Annotated in this window: 28 protein-coding genes; 18 read left to right on the forward strand and 10 right to left on the reverse strand. The window is 66.1% G+C overall.

Features of this window, described 5'->3' with window-relative positions; translation table 11 throughout:
• The first annotated feature begins 160 nt into the window (after positions 1 to 160).
• Positions 161 to 1,039 carry a PhzF family phenazine biosynthesis protein gene (locus tag KHN93_RS14505; RefSeq protein WP_211920518.1) on the forward strand — a complete coding sequence of 293 codons (879 nt, stop codon included), beginning with the start codon at positions 161 to 163 and terminating at the stop codon, positions 1,037 to 1,039.
• A gap of 31 nt (positions 1,040 to 1,070) precedes the next feature.
• The gene (locus tag KHN93_RS14510) at positions 1,071 to 1,952 is read left to right on the forward strand and encodes a PhzF family phenazine biosynthesis protein (protein WP_104622966.1); all 882 of its coding nucleotides are present in this window, start codon (positions 1,071 to 1,073) and stop codon (positions 1,950 to 1,952) included.
• A gap of 127 nt (positions 1,953 to 2,079) precedes the next feature.
• Here KHN93_RS14510 and KHN93_RS14515 read toward each other — a convergent pair whose 3' ends face one another.
• The 5 genes from KHN93_RS14515 to KHN93_RS14535 form a co-directional block, all read right to left on the reverse strand.
• Positions 2,080 to 2,676: a glycine zipper 2TM domain-containing protein gene (locus KHN93_RS14515; RefSeq protein ID WP_047129054.1), complete on the reverse strand. Its 597-nt coding sequence runs from the start codon at positions 2,674 to 2,676 to the stop codon at positions 2,080 to 2,082.
• A gap of 145 nt (positions 2,677 to 2,821) precedes the next feature.
• Complete coding sequence (locus KHN93_RS14520; protein WP_016902361.1) at positions 2,822 to 3,262, reverse strand: OsmC family protein; 441 nt, start codon at positions 3,260 to 3,262, stop codon at positions 2,822 to 2,824.
• 252 nt (positions 3,263 to 3,514) lie between these two features.
• Positions 3,515 to 4,462, reverse strand: a complete 948-nt coding sequence (locus KHN93_RS14525; protein ID WP_211920520.1) for an aspartate carbamoyltransferase catalytic subunit — start codon at positions 4,460 to 4,462, stop codon at positions 3,515 to 3,517.
• A 15-nt stretch (positions 4,463 to 4,477) separates the two neighbouring features.
• On the reverse strand, positions 4,478 to 4,945 hold the full coding sequence (gene ruvX / locus KHN93_RS14530; protein ID WP_024939388.1) for a Holliday junction resolvase RuvX: 468 nt from the start codon (positions 4,943 to 4,945) through the stop codon (positions 4,478 to 4,480).
• On the reverse strand, positions 4,938 to 5,504 hold the full coding sequence (locus tag KHN93_RS14535) for a YqgE/AlgH family protein (RefSeq protein ID WP_011051924.1): 567 nt from the start codon (positions 5,502 to 5,504) through the stop codon (positions 4,938 to 4,940). Before KHN93_RS14535 ends, ruvX begins: the two co-directional genes overlap by 8 nt.
• Before the next feature lie 334 nt (positions 5,505 to 5,838).
• Here KHN93_RS14535 and KHN93_RS14540 point away from each other — a divergent pair, with 334 nt between their 5' ends.
• On the forward strand, positions 5,839 to 6,384 hold the full coding sequence (locus KHN93_RS14540; protein WP_104559356.1) for a DNA-3-methyladenine glycosylase I: 546 nt from the start codon (positions 5,839 to 5,841) through the stop codon (positions 6,382 to 6,384).
• A gap of 126 nt (positions 6,385 to 6,510) precedes the next feature.
• Here the strand turns inward: KHN93_RS14540 and KHN93_RS14545 are convergent, their stop codons facing one another.
• From KHN93_RS14545 to KHN93_RS14555, 3 genes are all read right to left on the reverse strand, one after another.
• Entirely contained in the window at positions 6,511 to 7,185 is a 675-nt protein-coding gene (locus KHN93_RS14545) for a YitT family protein (RefSeq protein ID WP_016902356.1), read from the reverse strand.
• Between the two features lie 285 nt (positions 7,186 to 7,470).
• The gene (locus tag KHN93_RS14550; protein ID WP_016902355.1) at positions 7,471 to 8,601 is read right to left on the reverse strand and encodes a PilT/PilU family type 4a pilus ATPase; all 1,131 of its coding nucleotides are present in this window, start codon (positions 8,599 to 8,601) and stop codon (positions 7,471 to 7,473) included.
• Between the two features lie 122 nt (positions 8,602 to 8,723).
• Positions 8,724 to 9,761 (reverse strand): type IV pilus twitching motility protein PilT, encoded by a 1,038-nt coding sequence (locus tag KHN93_RS14555; RefSeq protein WP_003489919.1) that lies wholly within the window; start codon positions 9,759 to 9,761, stop codon positions 8,724 to 8,726.
• A gap of 323 nt (positions 9,762 to 10,084) precedes the next feature.
• Between KHN93_RS14555 and KHN93_RS14560 the strand changes: the two genes are divergently transcribed.
• From KHN93_RS14560 to KHN93_RS14590, 7 genes are all read left to right on the forward strand, one after another.
• Complete coding sequence (locus tag KHN93_RS14560) at positions 10,085 to 10,777, forward strand: YggS family pyridoxal phosphate-dependent enzyme (RefSeq protein ID WP_104559355.1); 693 nt, start codon at positions 10,085 to 10,087, stop codon at positions 10,775 to 10,777.
• Positions 10,778 to 10,838: 61 nt separating this feature from the next.
• A complete protein-coding gene (gene proC, locus KHN93_RS14565) occupies positions 10,839 to 11,684 on the forward strand; it encodes a pyrroline-5-carboxylate reductase (RefSeq protein WP_047129058.1) in 846 nt (281 codons plus the stop codon).
• A 601-nt stretch (positions 11,685 to 12,285) separates the two neighbouring features.
• Positions 12,286 to 12,711 carry an HU family DNA-binding protein gene (locus tag KHN93_RS14570; protein WP_026064288.1) on the forward strand — a complete coding sequence of 142 codons (426 nt, stop codon included), beginning with the start codon at positions 12,286 to 12,288 and terminating at the stop codon, positions 12,709 to 12,711.
• A gap of 135 nt (positions 12,712 to 12,846) precedes the next feature.
• A complete protein-coding gene (locus KHN93_RS14575) occupies positions 12,847 to 13,467 on the forward strand; it encodes a M23 family metallopeptidase (RefSeq protein WP_211920522.1) in 621 nt (206 codons plus the stop codon).
• A gap of 94 nt (positions 13,468 to 13,561) precedes the next feature.
• The gene (locus KHN93_RS14580; RefSeq protein ID WP_065032567.1) at positions 13,562 to 13,870 is read left to right on the forward strand and encodes a DUF3861 family protein; all 309 of its coding nucleotides are present in this window, start codon (positions 13,562 to 13,564) and stop codon (positions 13,868 to 13,870) included.
• A 75-nt stretch (positions 13,871 to 13,945) separates the two neighbouring features.
• Positions 13,946 to 14,470: a hypothetical protein gene (locus KHN93_RS21790; protein WP_425512209.1), complete on the forward strand. Its 525-nt coding sequence runs from the start codon at positions 13,946 to 13,948 to the stop codon at positions 14,468 to 14,470.
• Positions 14,471 to 14,525: 55 nt separating this feature from the next.
• Positions 14,526 to 15,122 carry a YceB family lipoprotein gene (locus tag KHN93_RS14590; RefSeq protein ID WP_016902348.1) on the forward strand — a complete coding sequence of 199 codons (597 nt, stop codon included), beginning with the start codon at positions 14,526 to 14,528 and terminating at the stop codon, positions 15,120 to 15,122.
• A gap of 143 nt (positions 15,123 to 15,265) precedes the next feature.
• On the opposite strand, the gene KHN93_RS14595 is transcribed toward KHN93_RS14590, so the two are convergent.
• Both KHN93_RS14595 and KHN93_RS14600 read right to left on the reverse strand, forming a co-directional pair.
• On the reverse strand, positions 15,266 to 15,808 hold the full coding sequence (locus KHN93_RS14595; RefSeq protein ID WP_211920524.1) for a type 1 glutamine amidotransferase domain-containing protein: 543 nt from the start codon (positions 15,806 to 15,808) through the stop codon (positions 15,266 to 15,268).
• 106 nt (positions 15,809 to 15,914) lie between these two features.
• The gene (locus tag KHN93_RS14600; protein ID WP_016902346.1) at positions 15,915 to 16,382 is read right to left on the reverse strand and encodes an SET domain-containing protein; all 468 of its coding nucleotides are present in this window, start codon (positions 16,380 to 16,382) and stop codon (positions 15,915 to 15,917) included.
• A gap of 174 nt (positions 16,383 to 16,556) precedes the next feature.
• Here KHN93_RS14600 and KHN93_RS14605 point away from each other — a divergent pair, with 174 nt between their 5' ends.
• The 8 genes from KHN93_RS14605 to KHN93_RS14640 all read left to right on the forward strand — a co-directional run bounded on the left by KHN93_RS14605 (position 16,557) and on the right by KHN93_RS14640 (position 25,847).
• Positions 16,557 to 17,015 (forward strand): SUF system Fe-S cluster assembly regulator, encoded by a 459-nt coding sequence (locus KHN93_RS14605; protein ID WP_016902345.1) that lies wholly within the window; start codon positions 16,557 to 16,559, stop codon positions 17,013 to 17,015.
• A gap of 16 nt (positions 17,016 to 17,031) precedes the next feature.
• On the forward strand, positions 17,032 to 18,489 hold the full coding sequence (sufB, locus tag KHN93_RS14610; RefSeq protein ID WP_016902344.1) for a Fe-S cluster assembly protein SufB: 1,458 nt from the start codon (positions 17,032 to 17,034) through the stop codon (positions 18,487 to 18,489).
• Positions 18,490 to 18,608: 119 nt separating this feature from the next.
• Positions 18,609 to 19,373, forward strand: coding sequence for a Fe-S cluster assembly ATPase SufC (gene sufC, locus KHN93_RS14615; RefSeq protein ID WP_039519836.1), 765 nt, complete (start codon positions 18,609 to 18,611; stop codon positions 19,371 to 19,373).
• A complete protein-coding gene (sufD, locus tag KHN93_RS14620; protein ID WP_104559352.1) occupies positions 19,373 to 20,635 on the forward strand; it encodes a Fe-S cluster assembly protein SufD in 1,263 nt (420 codons plus the stop codon). The genes sufC and sufD overlap by 1 nt, the downstream gene beginning before the upstream one ends.
• Positions 20,632 to 21,876: a cysteine desulfurase gene (locus KHN93_RS14625; RefSeq protein ID WP_102253733.1), complete on the forward strand. Its 1,245-nt coding sequence runs from the start codon at positions 20,632 to 20,634 to the stop codon at positions 21,874 to 21,876. The genes sufD and KHN93_RS14625 overlap by 4 nt, the downstream gene beginning before the upstream one ends.
• A 218-nt stretch (positions 21,877 to 22,094) precedes the next feature.
• Positions 22,095 to 22,634: a GNAT family N-acetyltransferase gene (locus KHN93_RS14630; protein ID WP_211920526.1), complete on the forward strand. Its 540-nt coding sequence runs from the start codon at positions 22,095 to 22,097 to the stop codon at positions 22,632 to 22,634.
• Positions 22,631 to 22,960, forward strand: coding sequence for a non-heme iron oxygenase ferredoxin subunit (locus KHN93_RS14635; RefSeq protein WP_024938766.1), 330 nt, complete (start codon positions 22,631 to 22,633; stop codon positions 22,958 to 22,960). Before KHN93_RS14630 ends, KHN93_RS14635 begins: the two co-directional genes overlap by 4 nt.
• A 568-nt stretch (positions 22,961 to 23,528) precedes the next feature.
• On the forward strand, positions 23,529 to 25,847 hold the full coding sequence (locus KHN93_RS14640; protein ID WP_166768833.1) for a TonB-dependent receptor: 2,319 nt from the start codon (positions 23,529 to 23,531) through the stop codon (positions 25,845 to 25,847).
• Positions 25,848 to 25,882: the final 35 nt, after the last annotated feature.

Genomic DNA, 25,882 nt, shown 5'->3' on the forward strand with positions numbered 1-25,882 from the left:
GGAAGACGCCCGGTACGCCGGGCGGAACCTCCGATTCTACTGCCAATGCCGCCCGCATGACCCCGTGTACGGTCACAGCCTGCCGGCAGCCACGGCCATCACCGCAACGGTTTGCGCTGCAACCATCGACGCGCCTTCCATCGACCGAGATCCATTCCCCATGAGCAAGCACCGCTACCTGCAACTGGATGTGTTCGGCGGCCAGGATGGCCACGGCAATCCGTTGGGCGTGGTCTTTAATGCACAGACGTTGTTGTCAGAGCAGATGCAGCAGATGGCCGCCTGGCTGAACCTGTCGGAGACGATCTTTTTCCTGCCGGTCAGCGCGCCCGATGCGGATTACCACATCCGTATCTTCACGCCACGCGCCGAGCTGCCGTTCGCCGGCAATCCCAGCGTGGGTGCGGCGTGGGCGGCGGCAACGCACGGGCTGGTGGCGTTCAAGCCTGATGGCCGGATGCGCCAGCAATGCGCCGCCGGCGTACTGCCCGTAGAGGTGATCGACCGGCATGGCGCCCTGCTGGTGCGGCTGCGGGCACCGCGTGCGCAAGCAGTCGAAACCGGCGATGCGCATGTTGCGGCATTGCACGAGGCCTGCGCCGGCCTGCGCATGGCCGAACGCCCGGCCGCACTGTGGAACAACGGCCCCGGCTGGTGGCTGCTGGAACTGGCCGACGCGCAGGCGGTACGCCAGGCGATGCCCGATCTGGCGGCGATCAGCCGCCTGACCCAGGCCAGCGCAGCCACCGGCCTGGCCATCTACGCCCCGCAGGCCAATGGCGATGCGGACCTCGTGGTGCGCGCCTTCTGCCCCGGCGACGGCATCCCGGAAGATCCGGTCACCGGCAGCGCCAATGCCTGCATTGCCGCGCGCCTGCACGGCGAAGGCCGCGTGCCGGGCCAGGTGTCGCGCTATGTCGCCAGCCAGGGGCGCGAAGTCGGCCGCGACGGCCGTGTGCACGTGGAGGTGGATCACGAAGGCGAAGTCTGGATCGGCGGAACGACCAGGCAAGTGATCGAAGGCCGCATCGATTGGTAAGCTGCCGCGCCCTGTTCGCGGACCCGCCACCATGACCACCCGCCGTTTCCTGCAACTGGATGTGTTCTCCGCCCGCCCCGGCAGCGGCAACCCGCTGGCAGTGGTGCTGGATGCCCAAGGCCTGGACGATGCCGCGATGCAGGCCATCGCACGCTGGACCAAGCTGCCGGAAACCACCTTCGTGTTTGCGGCGCCGGATGCGCACAGCAGCTATCGGCTGCGGATGTTCTCGCCACAAAAGGAAGTGCCGTTTGCCGGCCACCCCAGCGTCGGCACCGCCCACGCGGTGCTGGAAGCCGGCCTGGCCGCGCCCGACGACGGCGTGCTGATCCAGGATGGCATCGCCGGCCAGTTGCCGCTGCGCGTGGAGCAGATCGCGGGCCATCGCAGCATCGCCATCCGCACCCCGCGTGCGCGCGTGGCCGAGCAGGTGGAGGCCGACGACCCGCGCCTGCGCGATGCGGTGCGCGGCTGGCCACTCGGCAGCCTGCCGCCCGCCTTGATGGACGGCGGCCGCACCTGGTGGGTGGTGGAACTGGCCAGCGAAGCGGCGCTGCGCGGCCTGCAGCCGGATTGGGACGCGATCGCCGCGCTGGCCGAATCCACCGGCAGCATGGGCGTGTTCGCCTATGCCCGCGCCGCAGCGCCCGGTGCCTACGATCTGGCGGTACGCGCCTTCGTCGGCAATGGCCGGCGCTTCGAAGATGCCGCCTCCGGCGCGGCCAATGCAGTGCTCGCCGCCTGGCTGGACGGCCGCCAGGCATTGCCTGGCAAAGAACGTCGCTACGTGGTCAGCCAGGGCCGCGAGATCGGCTTCGACGCCTTGCTGGAATTGCGCATCGACGCCAATGGCGATGTGTGGTCTGGCGGCCAGGTGCAGACGGTGATCCGCGGCACGCTGGATTGGGCGTGATCGCACCTGATCCCGCAGGCTGAAGAGTGCCTGCGCGGAAACAAGAAACGCTGCGGTCGCCCGCAGCGTTTTCGTCATTCAACCGGCCATGTCGATCGCCTGACCGCAGCGTGCGGCACCGCAGCGGTCAGTCCGGGCGCACGTCCACGCGCACGCGGATGCGGTCGCCGGGGTTGTAGTCGCTACGCGTGTGATAGGTGCGGCCCGCGTATTCGTAGGTCACGTCATAGCCATCGACACGATCGCGTTCGCGCCGGTAGGACACCGGCTCGCAGACGCTGACATTGCCCTGGTAGTTGCGATTATTGGCTTCGTAGATCGAGCGGCCCGCTGCGACGCCTGCCATGGTGCCGACCGCGGTGCCGACCAGGCGGCCATTGCCACCACCGACCTGGCTACCAAGTACCGCACCGGCAATACCGCCGATCACGCTGGCCACGCCACGGTTGGATACACCGGCCTGGCCATAGCTGCCGCCATCGCGGTAGTAGCCGTCGTTGCGGGTGTAGTAGCCATCGGCCGGGCGGTTGTAGCAGCGTTCGCTGCTGCGCTCGTTGTACGAATCGGTCACGATGATCGGGTCCACGCGCACTACCCGCGCATATTCGTAACGACCATCCTCATAGCTGCCACGTCCGTTGTAGCCGCTGTCATAGCGCTGCGCCGTTGCATTGCCTGCAACTGCCAGACCCATCACCAGAGCACCAAGCACAAGAGTTTTCATTGCAGCAGCTTCACAGGGAGGACACGCTGCCGATGCTCGGCCTGCGCCAGTGAAACCGCCCTGAACCAAACCGCCCTTGCAACGCCCTATTCAGGTCGCCGCCAGCTGCGTGCGCCGACAGCCATCGCCGGCGCACGCAAGGGGATCACGCCTGGTTGGAAAATTCGCTTTCCAGACTGATCGGCACGGCGCTCAGCGCCTTGGACACCGGGCAGTTCTTCTTCGCGGTGTCGGCCAGCTCGCGGAACTTGGCTTCGTCAATCCCCGGCACCACGGCCTTGAGCTTGAGGCGGATCTGCGACAGCTGCGGGCCGCCTTCCATCGACAGATCCACGTCTGCGCGCGTATCCAGCGAGGTCGGCGGAAAACCCGCTTCGCTCAGTTGTGCCGACAGTGCCATGGTGAAGCAGCCGGCGTGCGCGGCGGCAATCAGCTCTTCCGGGTTGGTGCCCTTCTCGTCGCCGAAGCGGCTGCTGAAGGCGTAGCGGGTCTTGTCCATCAGCCCGCTTTGCGGCGTGCTGAGCTGGCCCTTGCCGGTCTTGAGGTCGCCTTCCCAGTGAGCGGTGGCGTGACGCGAAATACCCATTGCGATCTCCTGCGATGAAAGGAGCGGCCACGATAGGCGAGTGGATGTTATGGCGTGGTGCCTGGATTCGGGAATCGGGAATCGGGAATCGGGAATCGGGAATCAGGAATCAGGAATCAGGAATCAGGAATCGTAAGAGCAGGCCGTGTGCGCGTTCTGATGGCAAGGGTTTTGCGAGCGTCTGCGCGAAGACGCTCGGCCGGCGGCGACCGCGACCGCATTGTGGGTGCGCGGTCGCGTCGCCGGGCTCGCTCAACCCAGCAGGGTTTCCAGTACGGCCATGCGCACCGCCACGCCGTTGGCGACCTGGCGCAGCACGCACGATTGCGCGCCGTCGGCGACTTCGTCGGTGATTTCCACACCGCGGTTGATCGGGCCCGGATGCAGCACGGCGGCGTCGCGGCCGGCGCGTGCCAGGCGCTCGCGGGTCAGCCCGTAGTCGGCGTGGTACTGCTCCAGCGACGGCACCAGGCCCTCTTCCATGCGCTCGCGCTGCAGGCGCAGCATCATCAAGGCGCCGGCACCTTCCAGCATCGCGTCGAAGTCCTGGCCGACCACGCAACCATCCAGCATGTCGTCGTCGGGCAGCAGGCTGGCCGGACCGCAGACGCGGATCTCGCCGGCGCCCAGCGTGCGCAGCGCATGCAGGTCCGAGCGCGCAACGCGTGAGTGCTTCACATCACCGACAATCACCACCTTGAGCTTGGAAAAATCGGTGCCCTTGGCCTGACGCAAGGTGAGCATGTCGAGCAGGCCCTGGGTGGGATGCGAACTGCGTCCGTCACCGGCGTTGATCAAGGCAGTGCCCTCGCCTGCGGCCGCGGCCAGCGCTTCCACCGCACCGTCGTCGGGATGGCGCACCACAAAGCCGCGTACGCCCATCGCCTCGAGGTTCTTCAGCGTGTCGCGCGCGGTCTCGCCCTTGCGGGTGGACGAGGTGGAGGCATCGAAGTTGAGCACGTCCGCGCCGAGTCGCTGCGCAGCCAGATGAAACGAGCTGCGCGTGCGCGTGGACGGTTCAAAGAACAGCGTGCACACCGCGGTGCCAGCGAGCACGCTGCGCTTGCCCACGCGCCCTACCGCCGCATCGCGGATCTGGCCGGCACGATCAAGCAGCTGCAGCAGCGTGGTGCGCGGCAGTCCTTCCAGGGTGAGCAGGTGGCGCAGGCGTCCGTCCGAATCGAGTTGCATGGTGGTCATCGCAGGTCGGGAGTGTCAGGGAAGAAGAGTGGCTTGGTCGGGCGCGGCCAACCAGCGTTCGACGATCACCGCGGCCGCCATCGCGTCCAGCGCCTCGGCATCGCGGCGGCGCTTGCGCCCGTCGGCGCGCTCGCGCGCGAAGCGCTGCGCGGCTTCGACCGAACTGGAGCGCTCGTCGATCAGCACCACCGGCAGCGCATAGCGCTCGCGCAGTTGGCGGGCGAAGGCATGCGCACGCTTGCGTGCGGGTTGGTCCTTGTCGTCCAGGGTCAGCGGGTCGCCGACCACCAGGCCGTCGGGGCGCCATTGCTTGTGCACGCGATCCAGCGCGACCCAGTCCGGGCCATTGGCATGCACATTGATGACGGCAACTGCACGCGCACCGGCGCCGAGCGCAGTGCCGATGGCCACGCCGATGCGGCGCGATCCCACGTCGAAGCCCAGCACCGTGCCATCCGGGCGGATCGCGCCCGCCTCAGGCATGCCCGGAATAATCCGTCAGCCGGAACAGGTCCACGCCGATGCGCCCGGCAGCGGTCTGCCAGCGATCTTCCAGCGCGGTGGCGAACAGCACATTGGCATCCGACGGCGCGGTCAGCCAGCTGTTCTCGCCCAGTTCGAATTCCAGCTGGCCCGCCCCCCAGCCGGCACAGCCCAGCGCCACCAGCGCATTGCGCGGGCCTTCGCCGGCCGCCATGGCTTCGAGAATGTCGCGCGAGGTGGTCAGGTAGACACCCTGCCCCACTTCCAGGCTGGAATCCCAGTCGCGCGCATCGTCGTGGATGACAAAACCGCGCTCCGGGTGCACCGGCCCGCCGCTGAGCACGATCTGCTCGCGCAGGTGCTCGTCGACGGTATCGATGCCCATTTGCGACAGGACCTCGCCCAGCGTGTATTCGGAGGGCCGGTTCACCAGCACGCCCATGGCGCCGTTCTCGTCGTGCTGGCAGATCAGCGCGACGCTGCGCGAAAAGGTGGGGTCGGACAGCGCCGGAAGCGCGATCAGCAGTTGGTTGGCCAGAGGCGTGGGCAAAACAGACATGGCCGCATTCTAGCCGTTCGCTTCGCCGCGCGCAGAGCCGCTGCCATACTTGCTGCACGCCGGCGGCACCGGACTGCCGATGCCGCCGATGGACAGCGGCCCTGCAGACACCACCGATGGCAGCCGGCAGGCAAGGCCGGCCCGTTCAGATTGCTGGCGGCTGCGCGGCGCGGACCTCGAGGCTGCGCCGTGCTGCGATCGATCTGCTACGGCACCGCAGTCGATGCGTGCACCCACGCGTCGCTGTTTGGTCGCTATCGTGGCGGGCCGGACTCCCGGCCATCGCGCCGGCCGCTGGTCCACCTACACCTGCTCCACCTACAACAGGCATCTCATGAGCGGCTACTGCAGCATCGCCCCCGGGCATCCGGTCCACGGGCACTACCACGACCACGAATACGGCTTTCCGCAGCGCGAGGAGCGCGAGCTGTTCGAGCGCCTGGTGCTGGAGATCAATCAGGCCGGGCTGAGTTGGGAAACCATCCTGCGCAAGCGCAGCAACTTCCAGCGCGCCTACGACGGCTTCGACGTGGACACGGTGGCCGCCTATGGCGAGAGCGACATTGCGCGGCTGCTCGGCGACGCCGGCATCATCCGCAACCGGTTGAAGGTGCTGGCGACCATCCACAATGCGCAGGTCATCCAGCAGTTACGCGCCTCGCACGGCAGTTTCGCGCAATGGCTGGATGCACAGCATCCGCTCGACAAAGCCGCCTGGGTCAAGCTGTTCAAGAAGACCTTCCGCTTCACCGGCGGCGAGATCACCGGCGAGTTCCTGATGAGCCTGGGCTACCTGCCCGGCGCGCACCATGCCGATTGCCCGGTGTTTAAACGCATCCAGGCGCTGTCGCCGCCGTGGCTGCAGCACGGCAAGGCCTAACGGCGGCATCAGCGCGCAGACGCCGGCAGGCAGTTGCCCTGCCGCAGCTGCCGCGGGCATGCGCATATACCGCTTCGGCGTGATGGGTGCCGCTGCCGATCGCAGCGTCACCAACGGCGCGTTGAATCAAACGCCCATATAACGATGCGGGCGGTGATTGAACATCAGCACCAGGCTCAGCATCAACGCACCCAGCGCCGAGTACAGCACCTTGTCCGGGGTGAGGACGCTGAAGGCGACCAGCATCAGCATCGCATCAAAACTCATCTGCACCTTGCCGGCGCTCCAGCCGCGCTCGCGCTGCAGGTACACCGCCAGGATGCCGATGCCGCCCAGGCTGCCGCGATGGCGGATGAAGAACAGGATGCCCAGGCCCGCCAGCGCGCCGCCGACGATCGCCGAAAACAGCGTGTTGATGTGCGCGTAATCGGCCCAGCGCGGCAGCAGGTCGGTGAGCGCACCGCAGGCGCCCACCGCGGCAAAGGTCTTCAGGGTGAATTCCCAGCCCATGCGGCGCACGCTCAGCCAATAGAACGGCAGGTTGACCAGCACGAACACCAGGCCGAAGTTCCAGTGCAGCGCGTAATGCAGCAAAAACGCCACGCCGGCCATGCCGCCGATCATCAGGCCGCCCTTGGCGAAGATCGCCAGGCCCAGCGAAGCCACCAGCGTCGCCAGCACCATGCCCTGCACGTCCTCGGCCACCGAGTGGTGAAACGCGTGGTCGTCAGCCGGGGTGCCGGCCGAATCCGGTGGCGGCGTCAACGGACCGGAAGTCATCACTGTGCCGTCGTCGGGCAACGGCTGTTGCTCCGGACGGAGATCGGAATCGGGAAGGCTCACGGGCTGGGCACTGCGGTGGGGTGCGGATATTAGACACTATCGGCCCGCCTGGTTACATCTGAAACATCACCCCACGTGTGCGTTGCGACGTTGCACGGTCATCGGCCATGGCGGCGCCCGCCGCCGGCATCGCGTGCGAAACAGCTGCAAGCAGCACGCTGGATCGGATTCAGCGCAGACCATCCCGCTTCCTTCCATGCACGCCTGGCCATCCGCCACGGCGTGCAGCGCTCCTGCAGGCGCTCAGCGAACCTCGGCGATCTCCACGCCATCCAGGCCCTGCGCCAGGGTCTTGGCGTCGCCGCCCTGCGACAGCTTGATGCGCAGGCGCACCTCGTTCTGCGAGTCGGCGTAGCGCAGCGCGTCTTCGTAGCTGATCTCACCGGCCTGGTACAGCTCGAACAGGCTCTGGTCGAAGGTGCGCATGCCCAGGTTGGTGGACTCCTTCATGATCTCCTTGAGCTTGTGGATCTCGCCGTCGCGGATGTAGTCCTGCACCAGCGGTGTGCCCAGCATGATCTCCATCGCCACGCGGCGGCCGCGGCCATCCGGGGTCGGAATCAACTGCTGCGCGACCACGCCCTTGAGATTGAGCGACAGATCCATCAGCAACTGGTTGCGGCGGTCTTCCGGGAAGAAGTTGATGATGCGGTCCATCGCCTGGTTGGCGTTGTTGGCGTGCAGGGTGCACAGCACCAGATGGCCGGTTTCGGCGAAGGCCACAGCATGATCCATGCCTTCACGGGTGCGCACCTCGCCGATCATGATCACGTCCGGCGCCTGGCGCAGGGTGTTTTTCAGCGCGTTTTCCCAGCTGTCGGTATCGATGCCGACTTCGCGCTGGGTGATGATGCAGCCCTCGTGCTTGTGCACGAATTCGATCGGGTCTTCGATGGTGATGATGTGCCCGGTGGAATTCTGGTTGCGGTAACCGATCATCGCCGCCAGCGAGGTGGACTTGCCGGTGCCGGTGGCGCCGACGAAGATGATGATGCCGCGTTTGGTCATCGCCAGCGTCTTGATCACCGGCGGCAGGCTCAACTCTTCCACCGTGGGGATGCGCGTTTCGATCCGGCGCAGCACCATGCCGACCTGGTTGCGCTGGTAGAAGCAGCTCACGCGAAAGCGCCCGACCCCGGACACGCCGATGGCGAAATTGCACTCGTGGGTCTTTTCGAATTCTTCGCGCTGCGACGGCGTCATCACGTTCAACACCAGATCGCGACTCTGTTGCGCGGTCAGCGGGGTCTGGGTGATCGGACTGATCTTGCCGTGCACCTTGATCGCCGGCGGCATCCCCGAGGTGATGAACAGATCCGACGCCTTCTGGTGCGCCATCAGCTTGAGGAAGGAGGTGAAGTCGATGGTGCTCATGGCGTGCTCCTTCGGAGCCGGAAATGGGGAATCGAGAATCGGGAATTGGAAAAGCCGGGAGCCGGGACCGGTCAGGGGTGCGTGCTTTCGCGATTCCCCTTTCCCGATTCCCTATTCCCGAATCACTCGAATATCCGCTTGTCCTTGGCGTACTCGCGTGCCTGGTTGCGCGTGATCAGGCTGCGCTTGACCAGGTCCTGCAGATGCTGGTCCAGCGTCTGCATGCCGTATTGCTGGCCGGTCTGGATCGAGGAATACATCTGCGCCACCTTGTCCTCGCGGATCAGGTTGCGGATGGCCGGAGTGCCGACCATGATTTCCCAGGCGGCGGTGCGTCCGCCGCCGACCTTCTTCAGCAGCGCCTGCGAAATCACCGCGCGCAGCGACTCGGACAGCATCGAGCGCACCATCGGCTTTTCGCCGGCCGGGAACACGTCGATGATGCGGTCGATGGTCTTGGCCGCCGAGCTGGTGTGCAGGGTGCCGAACACCAGGTGGCCGGTTTCGGCGGCGGTCAACGCCAGACGGATGGTCTCCAGGTCGCGCAATTCGCCGACCAGGATGATGTCCGGATCTTCGCGCAGCGCCGAGCGCAGCGCCTCGTTGAAGCCGTGCGTATCGCGGTGCACTTCGCGCTGGTTGATCAGGCACTTCTGCGAGGTATGCACGAATTCGATCGGATCCTCGACGGTGAGGATGTGGCCGTATTCGTTCTTGTTGATGTAGTCGATCATGCCGGCGAGCGTGGTCGACTTGCCCGAACCGGTCGGGCCGGTGACCAGGATCAGGCCCTGCGGCTGGTCGATCAACTGGCGGAAGATCGGCGGGCAGCCCAGGTCTTCCAGCGTCAGCACTTCGGAAGGAATGGTGCGGAACACCGCACCGGCGCCGCGGTTCTGGTTGAACGCGTTGACGCGGAAGCGTGCCAGCGACGGAATCTCGAACGAGAAGTCGACCTCGAGGAATTCCTCGTAATCGCGACGCTGCTTGTCCGACATGATGTCGTAGACCAGCGCGTGCACCTGCTTGTGGTCCAGGGCCGGAATATTGATGCGACGGACATCGCCATCGACACGGATCATCGGCGGCAAGCCGGCCGACAGATGCAGGTCCGATGCCTTGTTTTTGACGGAAAACGCCAATAGTTCAGCGATATCCATGCGCTGCTTTTCCCCTAGGCTGCGATTGGAAGGTACTCCCCGAGCGGCAGTATAGCGTTCTGGGTGCTGGCGGGAAGCGGCGCGCGGCCGGTTCAGGCCGGCGCCGTCGGGCGCGCCTGAAGGCGTTGGTTTGCGGCCGCGGTGCGGGCACGGTCCTTGCCTGGGCCAGCTGCGTGCCAATCGCCAGCACGCCCCGCCTGTGGGCGGGTTCGGCGCGGGCTGGCGCCATTGCAGCGTCATCGGCCAGCCCGATCCGACGCGCCGGCTGGAAGGACGCAGCCGGGGGCGGCACTATAGCGTTCCTTTCCCGCCTGGATTGCCACGTGCCGGCTTCGTCGCTGCAGCAGATTCTCGATGCCATCCACGCCGCCGCGGCTCGGCACGCACGCGCCGATGTGCGCCTGCTGGCGGTGTCCAAGACCCGGCCGGCAGACGCGGTTGCCACGCTGGCGGCGCAGGGCCAGCGCGCATTCGGCGAAAACTACGTGCAGGAAGCGCAAACCAAGATCGCCCAACTACAGACGCTGGGACTGGAGTGGCATCTGATCGGCCACCTGCAATCCAACAAGGCCGAACTGGCCAGCCAGTGGTTCGACTGGGTGCAGACCGTGGACCGCGCCAAGCTGATCGCGCCGCTGGCCAACCACCGGCCGGCCGGTCGCGCACCGTTGAATGTGCTGATCCAGGTCAACATCGACGACGAGGACAGCAAGCATGGTTGCGCGCCGGAGGCGGTCGACGGCCTGGCCGCGGCAATCGCGCTGCAGCCGCGGCTGCAATTGCGCGGCCTGATGGCGATCCCCGCGCCGTTTCCCGAGCAGGCGCGCCGCATGGCGGCGTTTACCCGCATGCAGGCACTGTTCGAAGAGCTCAAGCGCCGCTACCCGCAGGTAGATACCTTGTCGATGGGCATGAGCTCGGATTTTGCCGAAGCGATCGCGGCCGGCGCGACCATGGTGCGGGTCGGGACTGCGTTGTTCGGCGAACGCGGCTCGTCGGCTGCCGCGGCGTCCTGACCCTCGATTCCGATCGGCCTCGCGTAGCACATCGCCGTTTCCTCTTACTTAAGGTGTCGCAATGACTCTGCCCTCCTCGCCCGCGCCTTCTGCTGCAATCACCGCATTCGTCGGCGGCGGCAACATGGCGCGCAGCCTGATTGCCGGGCTGATCCGCCAAGGTGTGCCCGCGGCCAGCATCCGCGTCGCCGAGCCGGTGGCCGAACTGCGCGATGCGCTGTCGCGCGACTTCGGCGTGCATGCGGTGGAGCAGGCGCGCAGCGCCGTGGACGGCGCAGCCATCTGGGTGTTGGCAGTCAAGCCGCAGGTGCTGCCAGCGGTTTGCGCGCAGCTGGCCGATCTTGCGCAGGCGCAGCAGCCGCTGCTGCTGTCCATCGCCGCCGGCATCACCGCTCCGCAGCTGGAGCGCTGGTCCGGCGGCGAGCTTGCGGTGGTGCGTGCAATGCCCAACACACCCGCCCTGCTCGGTGCCGGCGTCACCGGCTTGTATGCCAATCCACGCGTCTCTGACGCGCAACGCGCGCAGGCAACCGGCCTGCTGGAGAGCGCCGGCGTCACCGTCTGGATCGACGACGAGGCGCAGATGGATGCGGTGACCGCGGTCTCCGGCAGCGGGCCGGCCTATGTGTTTCTGCTGGCCGAAGCGATGGAAGCCGCCGCACAGGCGCAAGGCCTGCCAGCCGACACCGCACGCACGCTGGTGCTGCAGACCCTGCTCGGTGCCTCGCGCATGCTGACCGAATCGGGCGAAGCACCGGCGCTGCTCCGCCGCCGGGTGACCTCGCCCAACGGCACCACGCAGGCGGCAATCGAGACATTTCAGGCCGGCCAGTTCGAAGCGCTCACCGCCAAGGCGATTGCCGCAGCGACCGAGCGCGGCCGCAGCCTGTCTGCGGCCAATGATTAGTCGACCGTTGATAGGACATCGTCCAAAGCAGAAATGTCTTGCAGCGGCCGGCCGTGCCGCTCGCGGGAGTGCAGCTGCAGTTGCGTAGTTAAGCCGTCACCACATACAGCGCGTCGGCGCCTGTCAGGCGCGAAAAAACCCGGCGCACGCGACGGGCGCACACGGCAGCAGCGAGACAAACGCAGCGGCTCGTCGGGTCAAAACAAGGCCTCAGGAATCACGCACCAACAGCCAGCGACGCCAGACGTCTCCTGCAACGCGTAGCCACGCAGCAACGCTGATCGCGGCAGCGAACGCCACCGCCAGCTGCACGCCGTAGCCAATCCTCAGCGCCGAGCATGATGCAAAACGCACACATGGCTTCGCGCAAACGATCTGCTGCTATGCGTCAGACACCGCATCGCCCTGCGCATCGCAGCCGTGTCGACAGCGCTTTCGCGGAGGTTTTCTGCCGCCGGTGAACGAATCCCCGTCAAAAGACGCTTTTTTTCGGTTGTTTCATCGTTTCCCTATTGGCGGCGCGCAGCAGTTGCCCTACATTTCGCGTTGCCGACTGGGTCGGCAGACCCAACACCACCAACGATCACGGAACACATAACTCATGGCAAAAACCGCCGCTAAGAAGGCTGCCCCCAAGAAGGCAGTGAAAAAGGTCGCCGCGACCAAGACCGCAAAGCCGGCCAAGGCCGCTGCTGCCAAGTCCGCTGCGCCGAAGCCGATCAAGGAAGCGCTGAGCAAGACCGGCCTGGTCGCGCACATTGCCGAATCCACCCAGCTGGCTCCGAAGGACGTCCGCGCCGTTCTGGCTACGCTGGAATCGGCCGCTCATTCGTCGCTGAGCAAGAAGGGCGCCGGCTCGTTCACCCTGCCGGGCATGCTGAAGCTGACCAGCGTCCATGTGCCGGCCAAGCCGAAGCGCAAGGGCATCAACCCGTTCACCAAGGAAGAGCAGACTTTTGCAGCGAAGCCGGCCAGCTTCAAGGTCAAGGCTCGCCTGCTGAAGAAGTTGAAGGACGCCGCGCTCTAATCGAGCACGCCTGCGTTGTCACGAAGGCGGCCTGCGGGCCGTCTTTTTTTTGCGCGCGCGTGACCGCCCGCATCACTCCCCACATGCCGCTCATCGCCGCTTGCCTACCCTGCACGCTGATTTGCAACGCAGCAGGTGCATGTGACCGATCCGTCGTCTCCTCGCCCAGCCACACCGCCGTCATCGGCAACCCGCAGCCCCGCGCGCCGGGTGCGCCGGCTGCTGGTGTCGATCGCGCTGCTGTGCGCCCTGGGTGTGGCCGCACGCTGGGCATGGCAGTTGCCGATTGCCGAACAACTGCGTACCAGTTGGGAGCTGTCGCGCATGCCGCCACCCGTGCGATTGTCGGTTCCGGTCGAAGGCGTGCAGGCGCGCCGCATCGCCGACACCTTCGGCGCACCGCGCGGTCGCGACCGACGCCATGCCGGCCTGGATATCTTCGCGCCGCGCGGCACGCCGGTGCTGTCCTCGACACGCGGGGTGGTCAGCGCCATCCGCGATCAAGGCCTGGGCGGCAAGCAGGTCTGGGTGCTCGGGCCGGCGATGGAACGCCATTACTACGCGCACCTGGACGATTGGGCCGCCGGGCTTGCCGTTGGCGATGTCGTCGAGCCCGGCACACCGCTCGGCATGGTCGGCACCACCGGCAACGCGCGCGGCACGCCGCCGCATCTGCACTATGGTGTCTATGGGCGCAACGGTGCGTACGATCCACTGCCGCTGCTGCGCAAACCCGTGCCACAGCCTGCACAGTGAGCATGCTGGAACACTGCGTCATGGCCTGAGCTATCGAGGCCGTTGCTGGCTACGCCTATGGTGGAGTCAGCCCAAGGAACGACGCCCCCCCTCCATGTCCCGAAAACGCTATCGCATTACGGTCACGCCCATCGAGAGCGATGGCCGCCCCTGCAGCGATCGCTGCACCATCGAATTCGAACAGCGCTCGCGGGCCGACTGGATGCGGCTGCTCGAGGAGCTGCATCTGAGACGCGATCTGAGCAGCGACGAATGCGCGGCGCTGACGGTCGGCTCGCAGCTGCTGGAAGACCTGGCCGCCCGCCCGCGCGCGCAGCCAAGCGATGCACTGGAGGCCTTGCGGCCAAGACTGCAGTTGCTGCTGGAACGCCTGCAACGCGTGCAGCCGGCCGCCGGCACCTGAGACCGGCGTCGCGGCGACCGCTACACTGCGCGCATCGGGGACGGGAGATGCGCCATGCGTGGGTTGGGGATTGTCATGCTGGCAACGGCAATCGCCGGTTGCAGTTGCCATCGCAGCGCTGACGAAGAAACGAGCAACGCGGCAGCGTCCTCGCACGTTGCCGCGGCGACGCAAACGCCGGGTGCCGCCACCACAGACAACACGCCCGCGCGACCCACAAGCGATGCCACCCCTGAGGATGCGGTTGCGCGCGCCAACTTCGCCAAAGCAAGCGCGACCGTGCAGCGATACCTGGGCGCGTTGCCAGGTGCGGCACGTGGCGATGCCGATGCACTGTGGAGCGGCGGTCGCCCTGCGCCGGTGCCGGACGATGCGGCGCTGCGCGGTATCGGCAATATCCAGTCGATGCGTATCAACAACGACGCGCCCATCGCACTGGATCAGGAACAGCCCCCGCGCCGGATCGAAGTGCCGGTGCAACTGATCGTGCGCACCGACACCGGCACCCAACGCCTGGTCGGCGCCTACCGGCTGCAGCCGCGCAGCGGCAGCGACGACTGGGAGATCTACTCGGCCACCCTGCACCCGGTATTGCGCTAACCCACGGTTCACCGGCAACGACTAATGTGATCGCACCTGTTGCCGGAGTCACCCGATGAAACTGCGTTCGCTTGCCGGATCCATGCTTGCCCTCGCTCTGGCGCTACCCACGACCAGCGCGTGGGCAACGCCGCAGATCCAGGGACACCAGATCAGCGTACAGGGCAGCGACCTGCAGCAATTCCTGGGTGGCCGCTTCCCGCAGACGCACGATGCGCTGGGCGGCCTGGTGGAGATGACGGTCAGCAATCCGGCACTGTCGCTGCCGCCGGGCGACCGGCTCAAGATGGCCTTCGACCTGGCGCTCGCCACTGCCGGCGGCGCGCCTGCGCCGGTCGGCAATGTGACCCTGACCAGCGCACTGCGCTACGACACGGCCAAGCAGGGCTTTTATCTCGACCAACCCACCATCGATGATTTCCGCCCGGCCAACGCCGGTGCAAAACTCGACCACAGCACCCGCCAGCTGCTCAATGCCTGGCTCGCCGATTACGCGCGCAAGGAGCCGATCTATCGTATCGACCCGGCCATCGCGGCGGTGATGGGCAATGTGCAGGTGGAGTCGGTCGGCATCCAGAACGGCCGCGTCGCGGTGAATTTCAACCAGAACATCGAGCAACTGGTGCCGGCCGCTGCACTGTCCGGGAAATAGGTTGACGCGCCAGTTGCGACGCAAGACTTGAAACGCGCCGTCATGCCGTCGCTCTAACCTGCGCGAACGGCCATCGAATCAAGACAAAGGCCCGGCGTCACACGCTGGGCCTTTGTTTTCATCTCAACGTTGCAAGGGACCGATCAGGCCACCAGGGCCTTGGCCACTGCAGCGGTGAAGGCCGGGATATCGTCGGGCTTGCGGCTGGTGATCAGCGACCCGTCGACAACTACCTCCGCATCCTGCCAGCGTGCGCCGGCATTGCGCAGGTCGGTCTTGACCGACGACCACGAGGTGACGTCACGGTCGCGAACCAGCTCGCTTTCCACCAGCAGCCACGGGCCGTGGCAGATCGCGGCAACCGGCTTGTCGGCGCTGGCAAAGGCCTGGATGAATGCGATCGCCTTGGCGTCGCCGCGCAAGGTATCGGGGTTGAGCACCCCGCCAGGCAGCACCAGCGCATCGTAGTTGTCGACCTTGGCCTGATCCAGGCGCTGGTCCACCGGCACCGAATCGCCCCAGTCGTTCTTGTTCCAGGCGCGGATCTGCGCAGCGTCGCCGGGCGCAATCACGTCGACCTTGGCGCCCCAGGATTCCAGCAGGCGCTTGGGCTCAATGAGTTCGGATTGTTCGAAGCCATCGGTGGCCAGCACTGCGATGGTCTTGCCGGAGAGCGAATACGACATGCGGGGACTCCTTACTGAAAAGAAGCCCGCACGCTAGGCGTGCGCCTGTTGCGCATGAGTGAATCGATGTGTGCGCCGCGTCAGTGCGACGCTGGAACACCGGTACTCAGCGCTTGGGCTGCAGCATCGTGCCGGTGCAGTTCTTCGACCCGCAGCGGCATGCCCAGATCTTCTTCAAACGCGGCGTATGCCGCTCGGCCAGGGTGATGCCGTAGTTGTAGGTGAGCTCTTCGCCGGCCTTGATCGCGCGCTTGGCCTCGATGAAGATCTTGTCCTTGCTGCGGTCGTCGCCTTCGGCCTCTTCGATCACCGCTTCGCAATTGGGATTGCAGCTGTGGTTGATCCAACGCGCGACATTGCCTTCGTAATTGGCATCCAGCACATAGTCGTCGCTGAGCGTGAACAGGAAGGTATGGCCACTCTCCACATCGCCGGTGTCATCGGCATCCACTTCCGCGTGCGTGCGCAGGCGCCCCTTGTACTGGATGATGCGCTCGCCCTTGCGGAGCGCGGCGAGGGCGAACATGCCATTGCCGTGGATACGTGACTTGCGGGCGGCAACTTTGCGCGACATGAAGGGGTCCAGTGATGGGGCCGCTCATTGTGACTGCAGCGCGACGATGCGCCAAGCACAAGCGCAGCAGTACCCGCAACGGCTGCTGCTTGCCGGCGGCTGAACCAGGCAGGTGGCCCTGCCCCGGCTAAAAGCGTACAATTTCGGTCCGCTTTCGGATTTATCGCCTTCCTCATGTTGCGCGTCACCAAACTCACCGATTACGCCACCGTCGTGTTGACCGTCCTGGCAGCGCGCTGCGGCCAGGTGCTCAGCGCCAGCGAACTTGCCGAGCAGGCCGGCCTGGAAGCGCCGACCGTGAGCAAGATCCTCAAGCCGCTGTCGCAGGCGGGCCTGGTCGAAGGGCTGCGCGGCGTGCACGGCGGCTACCGGCTGGCGCGCGCGGCCAGCGAGATCACGCTGGTGGAAATCGTCGAGGCGATGGAAGGCCCGCTGGCGATCACCGAATGCAGCCAGGACCACAGCCAGTGCGGCATCGCGCAGACATGCGGGGTGCGTTCCAACTGGCGCCTGATCAACGACGTGGTCGGCGATGCATTGCGTCGCGTCACGCTCGCACAGATGTTGCAGCCCCTCTCTCTCCCTGGCGACAGCCGTCGGCGTTCCATCGCCGCACGCGTCGCGACCACCTGACCCTGTAGGCAGCCCGATGGCCACCGAACTTGCACCCCCGCAGAATGCCGAAATTATCGAACGGCTGGGCCGACGCTACGACGCCGGCTTCATCACCGAGATCGAATCGGACTCGCTCCCGCCCGGCCTGGACGAGGACGTCATCCGTGCCTTGTCGGCCAAGAAGGACGAGCCGCAATGGATGACCGACTGGCGTCTTGAGGCGTACCGCCACTGGCTGAAGATGCCGATGCCGGAATGGGCGAAGCTGAAGGTCTCGCCGATCGACTTCCAGGCGCTGAGCTATTACTCCGCGCCCAAGGGCCCGAAGTACGCCTCGCTGGACGACGTGCCCAAGGAACTGCTCGACACCTACGACAAGCTCGGCGTGCCGTTGCACGAGCGCGCCCGGCTGGCCGGCGTGGCGGTGGATGCGGTGTTCGACTCGGTCTCGGTCGGCACCACCTTCCGCAAGGAACTGGCCGAAAAGGGCGTGATCTTCTGCTCGATGTCCGAGGCGATCAAGGAACATCCGGAGATCGTCAAACAGTATCTGGGCAGCGTGGTGCCGGTCGGCGACAACTATTTCGCCGCGCTCAACTCGGCGGTGTTCTCCGACGGCAGCTTCGTGTTCATTCCTGCGGGCGTGCGTTGCCCGATGGAACTGAGCACCTACTTCCGCATCAACGCCGGCCATACCGGGCAGTTCGAGCGCACCCTGATCGTGTGCGAGGACAAGGCCTATGTGTCGTATCTGGAAGGCTGCACCGCACCAATGCGCGACGAAAACCAGCTGCACGCGGCGGTGGTCGAGCTGGTGGCGCTGGAAGATGCCGAGATCAAGTATTCGACCGTGCAGAACTGGTACCCGGGCGACGAGGAAGGCCGCGGCGGCATCTACAACTTCGTCACCAAGCGTGCCGAATGCCGTGGCGCGCGCAGCAAGGTCACCTGGACCCAGGTCGAAACCGGCTCGGCGATCACCTGGAAGTATCCGTCCTGCGTGCTGCTCGGCGACGACTCGGTCGGCGAGTTCCACTCGGTGGCGCTGACCCATCACCGTCAGCAGGCCGACACCGGCACCAAGATGATCCACATCGGCAAGCGCACCAAGAGCAAGATCGTGAGCAAGGGCATCAGTGCAGGCCGCGGGCAGAACACCTATCGCGGTCTGGTCAAGGTGGACCGCAATGCCGACGGCGCGCGCAACTACACCCAGTGCGACTCGTTGTTGATCGGCAAGCAGTGCGGCGCGCACACCTTCCCCTATATCGAGGTGAAGAATCCCGGCGCCACCGTCGAGCACGAGGCCACCACCTCCAAGATCAGCGACGACCAGCTGTTCTATTGCCGCGCGCGCGGCATCAGCCAGGAAGACGCGGTGTCGCTGATCGTCGACGGCTTCTGCAAGCAGGTGTTCCGCGAGCTGCCGATGGAGTTCGCGGTGGAAGCCAAGAAGCTGCTGGAAGTCTCGCTGGAAGGCAGCGTCGGCTGACGCCAACGGAATCGGGAGTGGGGAATGGAGAATCGGTATCGGTTCTCTTTCCTGCTCCTTGCCGCGCCAACGTCTCGCATTACGCATTACCCATTCCCTATTCTCGATTCCCTATTCCCATGCTTACGATCAACAACCTCCACGCCAGCATCGCCGGCAAAGACATCCTCAAGGGCCTGTCGCTGGACATCCAGCCGGGCCAGGTGCACGCCATCATGGGGCCCAATGGCGCGGGCAAATCCACGCTGGGCAACGTGCTGGCCGGGCGCGACGGCTATGAAGTCAGCGCCGGCACAGTGCAGTTCGAAGGCAAGGACCTGCTCGAGCTGCCGCCGGAAGAACGCGCCGCCGCCGGCCTGTTCCTGGCCTTCCAGTACCCGGTGGAAATCCCCGGCGTCAACAACACCTATTTCCTGCGCGCCGCACTCAATGCACAGCGCAAGGCACGTGGCGAGGACGAGCTGGATTCGATGCAGTTCCTCAAGCTGGTGCGGCAGAAACTGGCCGTGCTGCATCTGAAGGATGAGCTGCTGCATCGCGGCGTCAACGAAGGCTTCTCCGGTGGCGAAAAGAAGCGCAACGAGATCTTCCAGCTGGCCGTGCTCGAGCCCAAGCTCGCCATCCTGGACGAGACCGATTCGGGCCTGGACATCGATGCGCTCAAGAGCGTGGCCGACGGCGTCAACGCGCTGCGCTCGCCGGAGCGTTCGTTCCTGGTGATCACCCATTATCAGCGCCTGCTCGACTACATCACCCCGGACGTGGTGCATGTGCTGGCCGAAGGCCGCATCGTGCAGAGCGGCGGCCCGGAACTGGCGCTGGAGCTGGAAAAGCACGGCTACCACTTCCTGAAGGACCGCGTGGTGCCCGAGGCGGCTGCCTGATGAGCGCCCTGCTGGAATCCCTCGCCCGCGGCTTCAGCGGTAACGATGCGCGCCGGGTCGAACTCGATGCCGCGCTGCAGGCCGGCCTGCCCGGCCCGCGCGCCGAAGCCTGGAAATACACCTCGCTGCGGCAGCTGGAGCGGCGCAGCTTCCAGCCCGCGCCGCTGGTGCCGACGCTGATCGACGCCGCGCTGCTGGACGAGATCCCGTCGCCGCGGCTGGTGTTCGTCAACGGCCGCCCGTCTGACGCATTGAGCGACCTGTCGACGCTGCCGGATGGCGTGCAGCTGGACACCTTGTCTGCGTCGCTGGCCGCCGGCGACGAGGCGCAGCAGTTGCTCGGCCGCCGTTTCGACGGCAGCGATGAAATCTTTGCGCGTCTCAACGCCGCACTTGCCGACGAAGGCGTGCTGGTGCGCGTGCAGGACGGCGCGCAGATCGAGGCGCCGCTGCATCTGGTCTTCATCGGCGTGGCCGGCGAGCACGACCTGTCCTGGCACCACCGCCATCTGATCGAACTACGCGCCGGCGCGGCACTGAACGTGGTCGAGCACCACCTGCATGTCGGCGATGCCGCGCATCTGCACAACAGCCTGATGCATGTGCATCTGGCCCAGGATGCGGTGCTGTCGCATGCCCGCATGCAGGCCGACAGCGCGCACGCAACGTCGCTGCTGCGCACCGATGCGGTGCTGGCGCGCAATGCGCGCTACCAGCGAGTGGACCTGGAACTGGGTGCCAACCTGTCGCGCCACGAGCTCAACGTGCGCCTGGAAGGCAATAATGCCCAGCTCACCGCCAATGGCGTGCTGCTCGGCAACGGCCGCCGCCATGTCGATACACGGCTGGGCATCGCGCACATCGCACGCGACACCACCTGCGAGCTGGTCTGGCGCGGCGTGGGCGCCGATCGCAGCCGGGTGGTCTTCCACGGCGGCATCAACATCCGTCCGGGCGCCGATGGCACCGACGCGCGACTGTCGAACAAGAACCTGCTGCTGTCGGCCAATGCCGAGATCGACACCCAGCCGGTGCTGGTGATCGATGCCGAGGAAGTGCAGGCCGCGCATGGCGCCACCGTCGGCCAGCTCGACGACAACGCCTTGTTCTATCTGCGCTCGCGCGGTCTGCCGCAGGCCGAGGCGCAGCGTTTGTTGAGCGCGGCGTTCTGCCACGAGCCGCTGCGCGTGCTCCCCGCCGCGCTGAGTGCGGTGCTGGCGCTGCAGCTAGACCGCGCACTGGCCTCGGCAGGCGTGGCATGAACGCGCCCGCCGCCACGCAACTGGCCGCGCCGGACTGGGAGCGCGTGCGCTCGGATTTTCCGCTGCTGATGCGGCAGGTGCATGGCAAGCCGCTGATCTATTTCGACAACGCCAACACCGGGCAGAAGCCGCTGCAGGTCATCGCCGCGACCGACGAGTTCTATCGTCGCCAGAACGCCAATGTGAGCCGCGCGGTGCATGCGCTGGGCACCGAGGCCACCGACGCCTTCGAAGGCGCGCGCAGCAAGCTCGCCCGCTTTCTCAACGTGCGCGCCGACGAACTGGTGCTGTGCAGCGGCACGACCTTTGCAATCAATCTGGTGGCCTATTCCTGGGCGCTGCCGCGCCTGGGCGCTGGCGATGTGATCCTGATTTCGCGCATGGAGCACCACGCCAACATCGTGCCGTGGCAACTGGTGGCGCAACGCACCGGCGCGAGCATCCGCGTGGCCGAGATCACCCCGGACGGCGCGCTGGATCTGGATGCCTTGCGCAAGGCGATGACGCCGGAGGTCAAGCTGCTGGCGATCACGCATGTGTCCAATGTGCTGGGCACGGTCAATCCGGTGCGCGAGATCTGCCGCGAGGCGCGCAAGCGCGGCATCGTCACCGTGGTGGACGGCTCGCAGGCCGCGCCGCATCGGCGTATCGACGTGGCCGGCATCGGCTGCGATTTCTACGCCATCACCGGCCACAAGATGTGCGGGCCCACCGGCACCGGCGCGCTGTGGGCACGGCGCGAACACCTGCAGGCGATGCCGCCGTTCCTGGGCGGCGGCGAGATGATCAAGGAAGTCAGTTTCGAGGGCACGGTGTTCAACGATGCCCCGCACAAGTTCGAAGCCGGCACGCCCAACATCGCCGGTTTCATCGGCCTGGGCGCGGCAGTCGATTACCTGGAGTCGGTCGGGCTGGCGCACGTGGAAGCGCGCGAGGCCGAGCTGCTGGCGCATTTCACCGAAGAACTGCAGCGCATCGACGGCCTGCGCATCTTCGGCACCACGCCGGACAAGGCCGCTGTTGTGTCGTTCCTGATCGAGGGCGCGCATGCGCACGACCTGGCCACCCTGCTCGACCTGGAAGGCGTCGCGGTCCGCTCGGGCCAGCACTGCGCGCACCCGCTGCTGCAGTACTACGGCGTCGCCGCCACCTGCCGCGCCTCGCTGGCGTTCTACAACACGCATGACGAGATCGAGCGCTTCGTTGCTGCGTTGGTGAAGGTGCGTCGCCTGCTGGGTTGATTGGAATCGGGAATCGGGAATGGAGAATCGGAAAAGCGGCTCTCCCGCATACTGATGCAGTTCGACACGTTGGAAGTAGCTCATCGAGCGGCGCAACGCTATTCCCGATTCCCGATTCCCGATTCCCGATTCCCGATTCCCGATTCCCGATTCCCGATTCCCGATTCCCCAATCCCGATTCCCCAATCCCGACTCCCGACTCCCGCTAAACTGCACCCATGCAGACCACCACCTTCCGTACCGCCACCGTCGACGACATCGACGCCCTTGTGTCGCTGGTGACCTCGGCCTATCGCGGCGATGTCAGCCGCGTTGGCTGGACCACCGAGGCCGATTTTCTCGACGGCGCGCGGATCGATCCTGGGGTGCTGCGCGAGGACCTGTTGCGCGACCGCAGCCTGGTGCTGCTGGTCGAACAGGACGGGCGCCTGCTGGCCTGCGCGCATATCGCCGACGACCACGGTGCCGGCTACTTCGGCATGTTTGCGGTGGATCCCTCGCTGCAGGGCAGCGGGCTGGGCAAGACGCTGCTGGCCGAGGCCGAGCGTATCGCCTACACCGAGTGGCAGCTGCCGGTGATGCGCATGACGGTGATCGACATCCGCGACGAGCTGATCGCGTTCTACGAGCGACGCGGGTATCGCCGCACCGGCGTCTTCAAACCGTTCCCGTATGGCGACGCGCGTTTCGGTGTGCCGCTGCGCCAGGACCTGCGCTTCGAGGTGCTGGAAAAACCGCTTGGCGGCGCAGCGCCGTGAGCGACACCTGGACCTTTGTCTGCGCCAGCGAGGCGCTGCTGCCCGGCGAGCTGCAGACCGTCTGGGATGAGGTGACCGACACCCCGATCGTCATCTTCAACCTCGACGGCGAGCTGTACGCGCTGGAAGACCGCTGCAGCCACGAAGACTACGAATTGTCGCCGGGCACGTTCGACCCGGCGGAAGGCAGCATCGAGTGCCTGCTGCACAGCGCCCGCTTCGACATCCGCGACGGCCGCCCGCTGTGCGCACCAGCCTACACCGCGGTGCCCAAGTTCCCGGTCAAGCGCGAACACGGCGGCATCTGGACCCGCGACGACCGCTGACACCAGCCGGACCCGTGGGTGACACGGTCGCCATGAGCGCAGACCGCTCAGGACGCTGATCCGCAGTCTCGGTCCCGTCCGGCGCGTGCCCGGGCTTGCGCAGATCCGCGCCCCGCAGGAAAAGGACGCGCTGCCACGCCAGCGAGCGCGACCAGTCGTGCAAGCGACACCTCGGCCCGCCAGCAGGCGCAAACCCGCGCGGTTCCCCATGCAAGCCCGCATCGATCGCCGCAATGGCCTGACACCTCAGCCAGCGCGATTGCCCGGTGCATGGCGCCAGTCGACAAAGATTGCAAAGAAGAATGATTTGCATTTAAGATCGCAGCCCTTCAGGCCTTCTTAACAACTGGCCTGCCCTGCGATCCCATGCGCCCAGCTCTGTTCGACACTTTTTTCCCGATCCTGCCCCGCATGCGCCTTGCTGCGCAGCGCCTGTGCGTGTCCGGAGACTGGTCGGGCCGACTGGCCGCCTCGGGCTAGCGGGCGCGCATTCCCCGATCCGCTTCCCTTCCCGCATCCGCCGAGCCATCGCCAGGCCGGAGCCTCGCTTTCCTCTTCGAGACGCCTCATGACTCCCAGGATTTCCCCGCTCACCTCGGCCGTGCTGCTGACGTTGTCCGCTCCTGCCTTCGCCCAGCCTGGCGATGCGTCGGCGCCTCCGGGCGCGGTCGATCTGGACGCCATCCGGGTGCAGCAGGAACGCGCGCAGAAGCCGTCCTCGCCCAAGTACACCGAGGTGCTGCGCGACACGCCGCAGACGATCACCGTGGTCACCAAGCAGACCATGGACCAGCAGAACCTGCTGTCGCTGCGCGATGTGCTCAGCACCCTGCCCGGCATCACCTTCGGCGCCGGCGAAGGCGGCGGTGGCTATGGCGACAGCATCAACCTGCGCGGCTTCACCGCCAGCAGCGACATCACCACCGATGGCGTGCGCGACAGCGCGCAGTACAGCCGCAGCGACACCTTCAACCTGGAAGCGGTGGAGCTGATCAACGGCGCCAACTCGGCGATGTCCGGCGCCGGCTCGGTTGGCGGCAACATCAATCTGGTCACCAAGACCGCCGGCCAGGGCGACTTCACCAACGTCGTGGTCGGTGGCGGCAGCGACCGCTATGGCCGGCTGACTGCCGACAGCAATTACGACTTCGAAAACGGCACCGCGGTGCGCCTGAACGCGATGGGCCACACCCAGGACGTGCCGGGGCGCGATGAGGAGTTCCGTCATCGCTGGGGCTTTGCGCCGTCGGTGGCGTTTGGCCTGGGCTCGGATACCCGCTTCACCCTGAGCTACCTGCACCAGCACGACAACAACCTGCCGCAGTACGGCGTGCCGTTCGCACTCAGCCCGTTCAACGACGGCCCGCTGCCGGGCGTGGACCCGGAAACCTTCTTCGGTTACCGCAACACCTCGCGTCAGGAAATCGACGTGGACATGCTGACCGGCGTGCTGGAAATGGATTTCGACGACAACGTCAAACTGCGCAGCCTGGCGCGCGTGCAGCGCGTCGACCAGACCACCAATGCCACCGCACCGCAGGGCACCTGGTGCCTGCCCAACGGCACCGACCCGTACACCGGCCGCGCCTGCGTCGGCCAGCCAGCGGCCAGCTGGAACCCCAACAGCGGCCCGCGCGGCCTGGTCCGCGAGACGGAAAACTTCATCGCGCACAGCCAGACCGACCTGACCGCCACCCTGCACACCGGCGCCATCGAGCACCGCGTGGTCGCAGGCGTGGCCTTCAGCAAGGAAGACTTCGAACTCAATAGCGGCACCACCTTCCGCAATGCCGATGGCTCCACCACCGGCATCACCTATCCGGTGCAGTCATTCGACAATCCGTACAACATCTGGACCGGCCCGCAGAATTATTTCCGCACCGGGCGCAGCAAGGGCAGCCTGACCAATCAGGCGGTCTACCTGTTCGACACGCTACAGTTCAACGAACAGTGGATGCTCAACCTGGGCGGCCGCTACGAGCACAACGAAGGCGACAGCACCACCTACACCGTCAACGCCGCCGGCAACGTCACCGGTGTGAGCGCGGGCTTCCCGGCCGGCAGCGAAGAGGACCTGTTCTCGTATCGCGCCGGCCTGGTGTTCAAGCCGGCCGAGAACGCCAGCCTGTATCTGTCCTACGCCAACAGCAAGACCCCGTCCAAGGCCTCGGTCAACGGCTCGTGCACGCCGATCGCCACAGCCACCGCCGGTGCCAACTGCAATGTCGAGCCGGAGACGGCGGTCAACATCGAACTGGGCGGCAAGTGGGACGTGCTGGACCAGCGTCTGGCACTGACCGCTGCGCTGTTCCGCAACGAGCGCGAAAACTACAAGGTCAACAGCGGCGATCCGCTGATCCCCGAGCAGGTGCTGGATGGCAAGGCACGCGTGGATGGCATCGCGCTCGGCGCCGCCGGTTACCTGACCGACCGCTGGTCGATCTTCGCCAACTACACCTTCCTGGACAGCGAAGTGCTGCAGAGCGTGTCCAACCGCACCGAGAGCCTCACCGGCGACCCGGTGGCCGGACGCGACCTGGTGCAGACCCCGCGCAATGCCGGCAACATCTGGACGACCTACACGCTCAATCAGTGGACCTTCGGCTACGGCGTCACCTATCAGGGCGGTTTCTATCCCAACAACGCCTCGGCCGCGGCCTATCGCAAGACCGACGACTACTGGGTGCACCGCGCGATGGTCGGCCTGCGCGTCAACGACTGGCTCAGCCTGCAGTTGAACGTCAACAACCTGTTCGACGAGGAGTACTACACCAGCGTGCGCAACAACCTCACCGTCAATGCGGCCGGCACCGTCACCGCCGGCAGTGGCTGGGCACTTCCGGGCGAAGGCCGCTCGGCGGTGTTGAGCGCCACCTTCAGTTTCTGACCCACTGACACGCCGCCCGCACAACGCGGGCGGCG

It is taken from the genome of Xanthomonas arboricola pv. juglandis, assembly GCF_905367715.1.
GTDB classification, from domain to species: Bacteria; Pseudomonadota; Gammaproteobacteria; order Xanthomonadales; family Xanthomonadaceae; genus Xanthomonas; species Xanthomonas arboricola.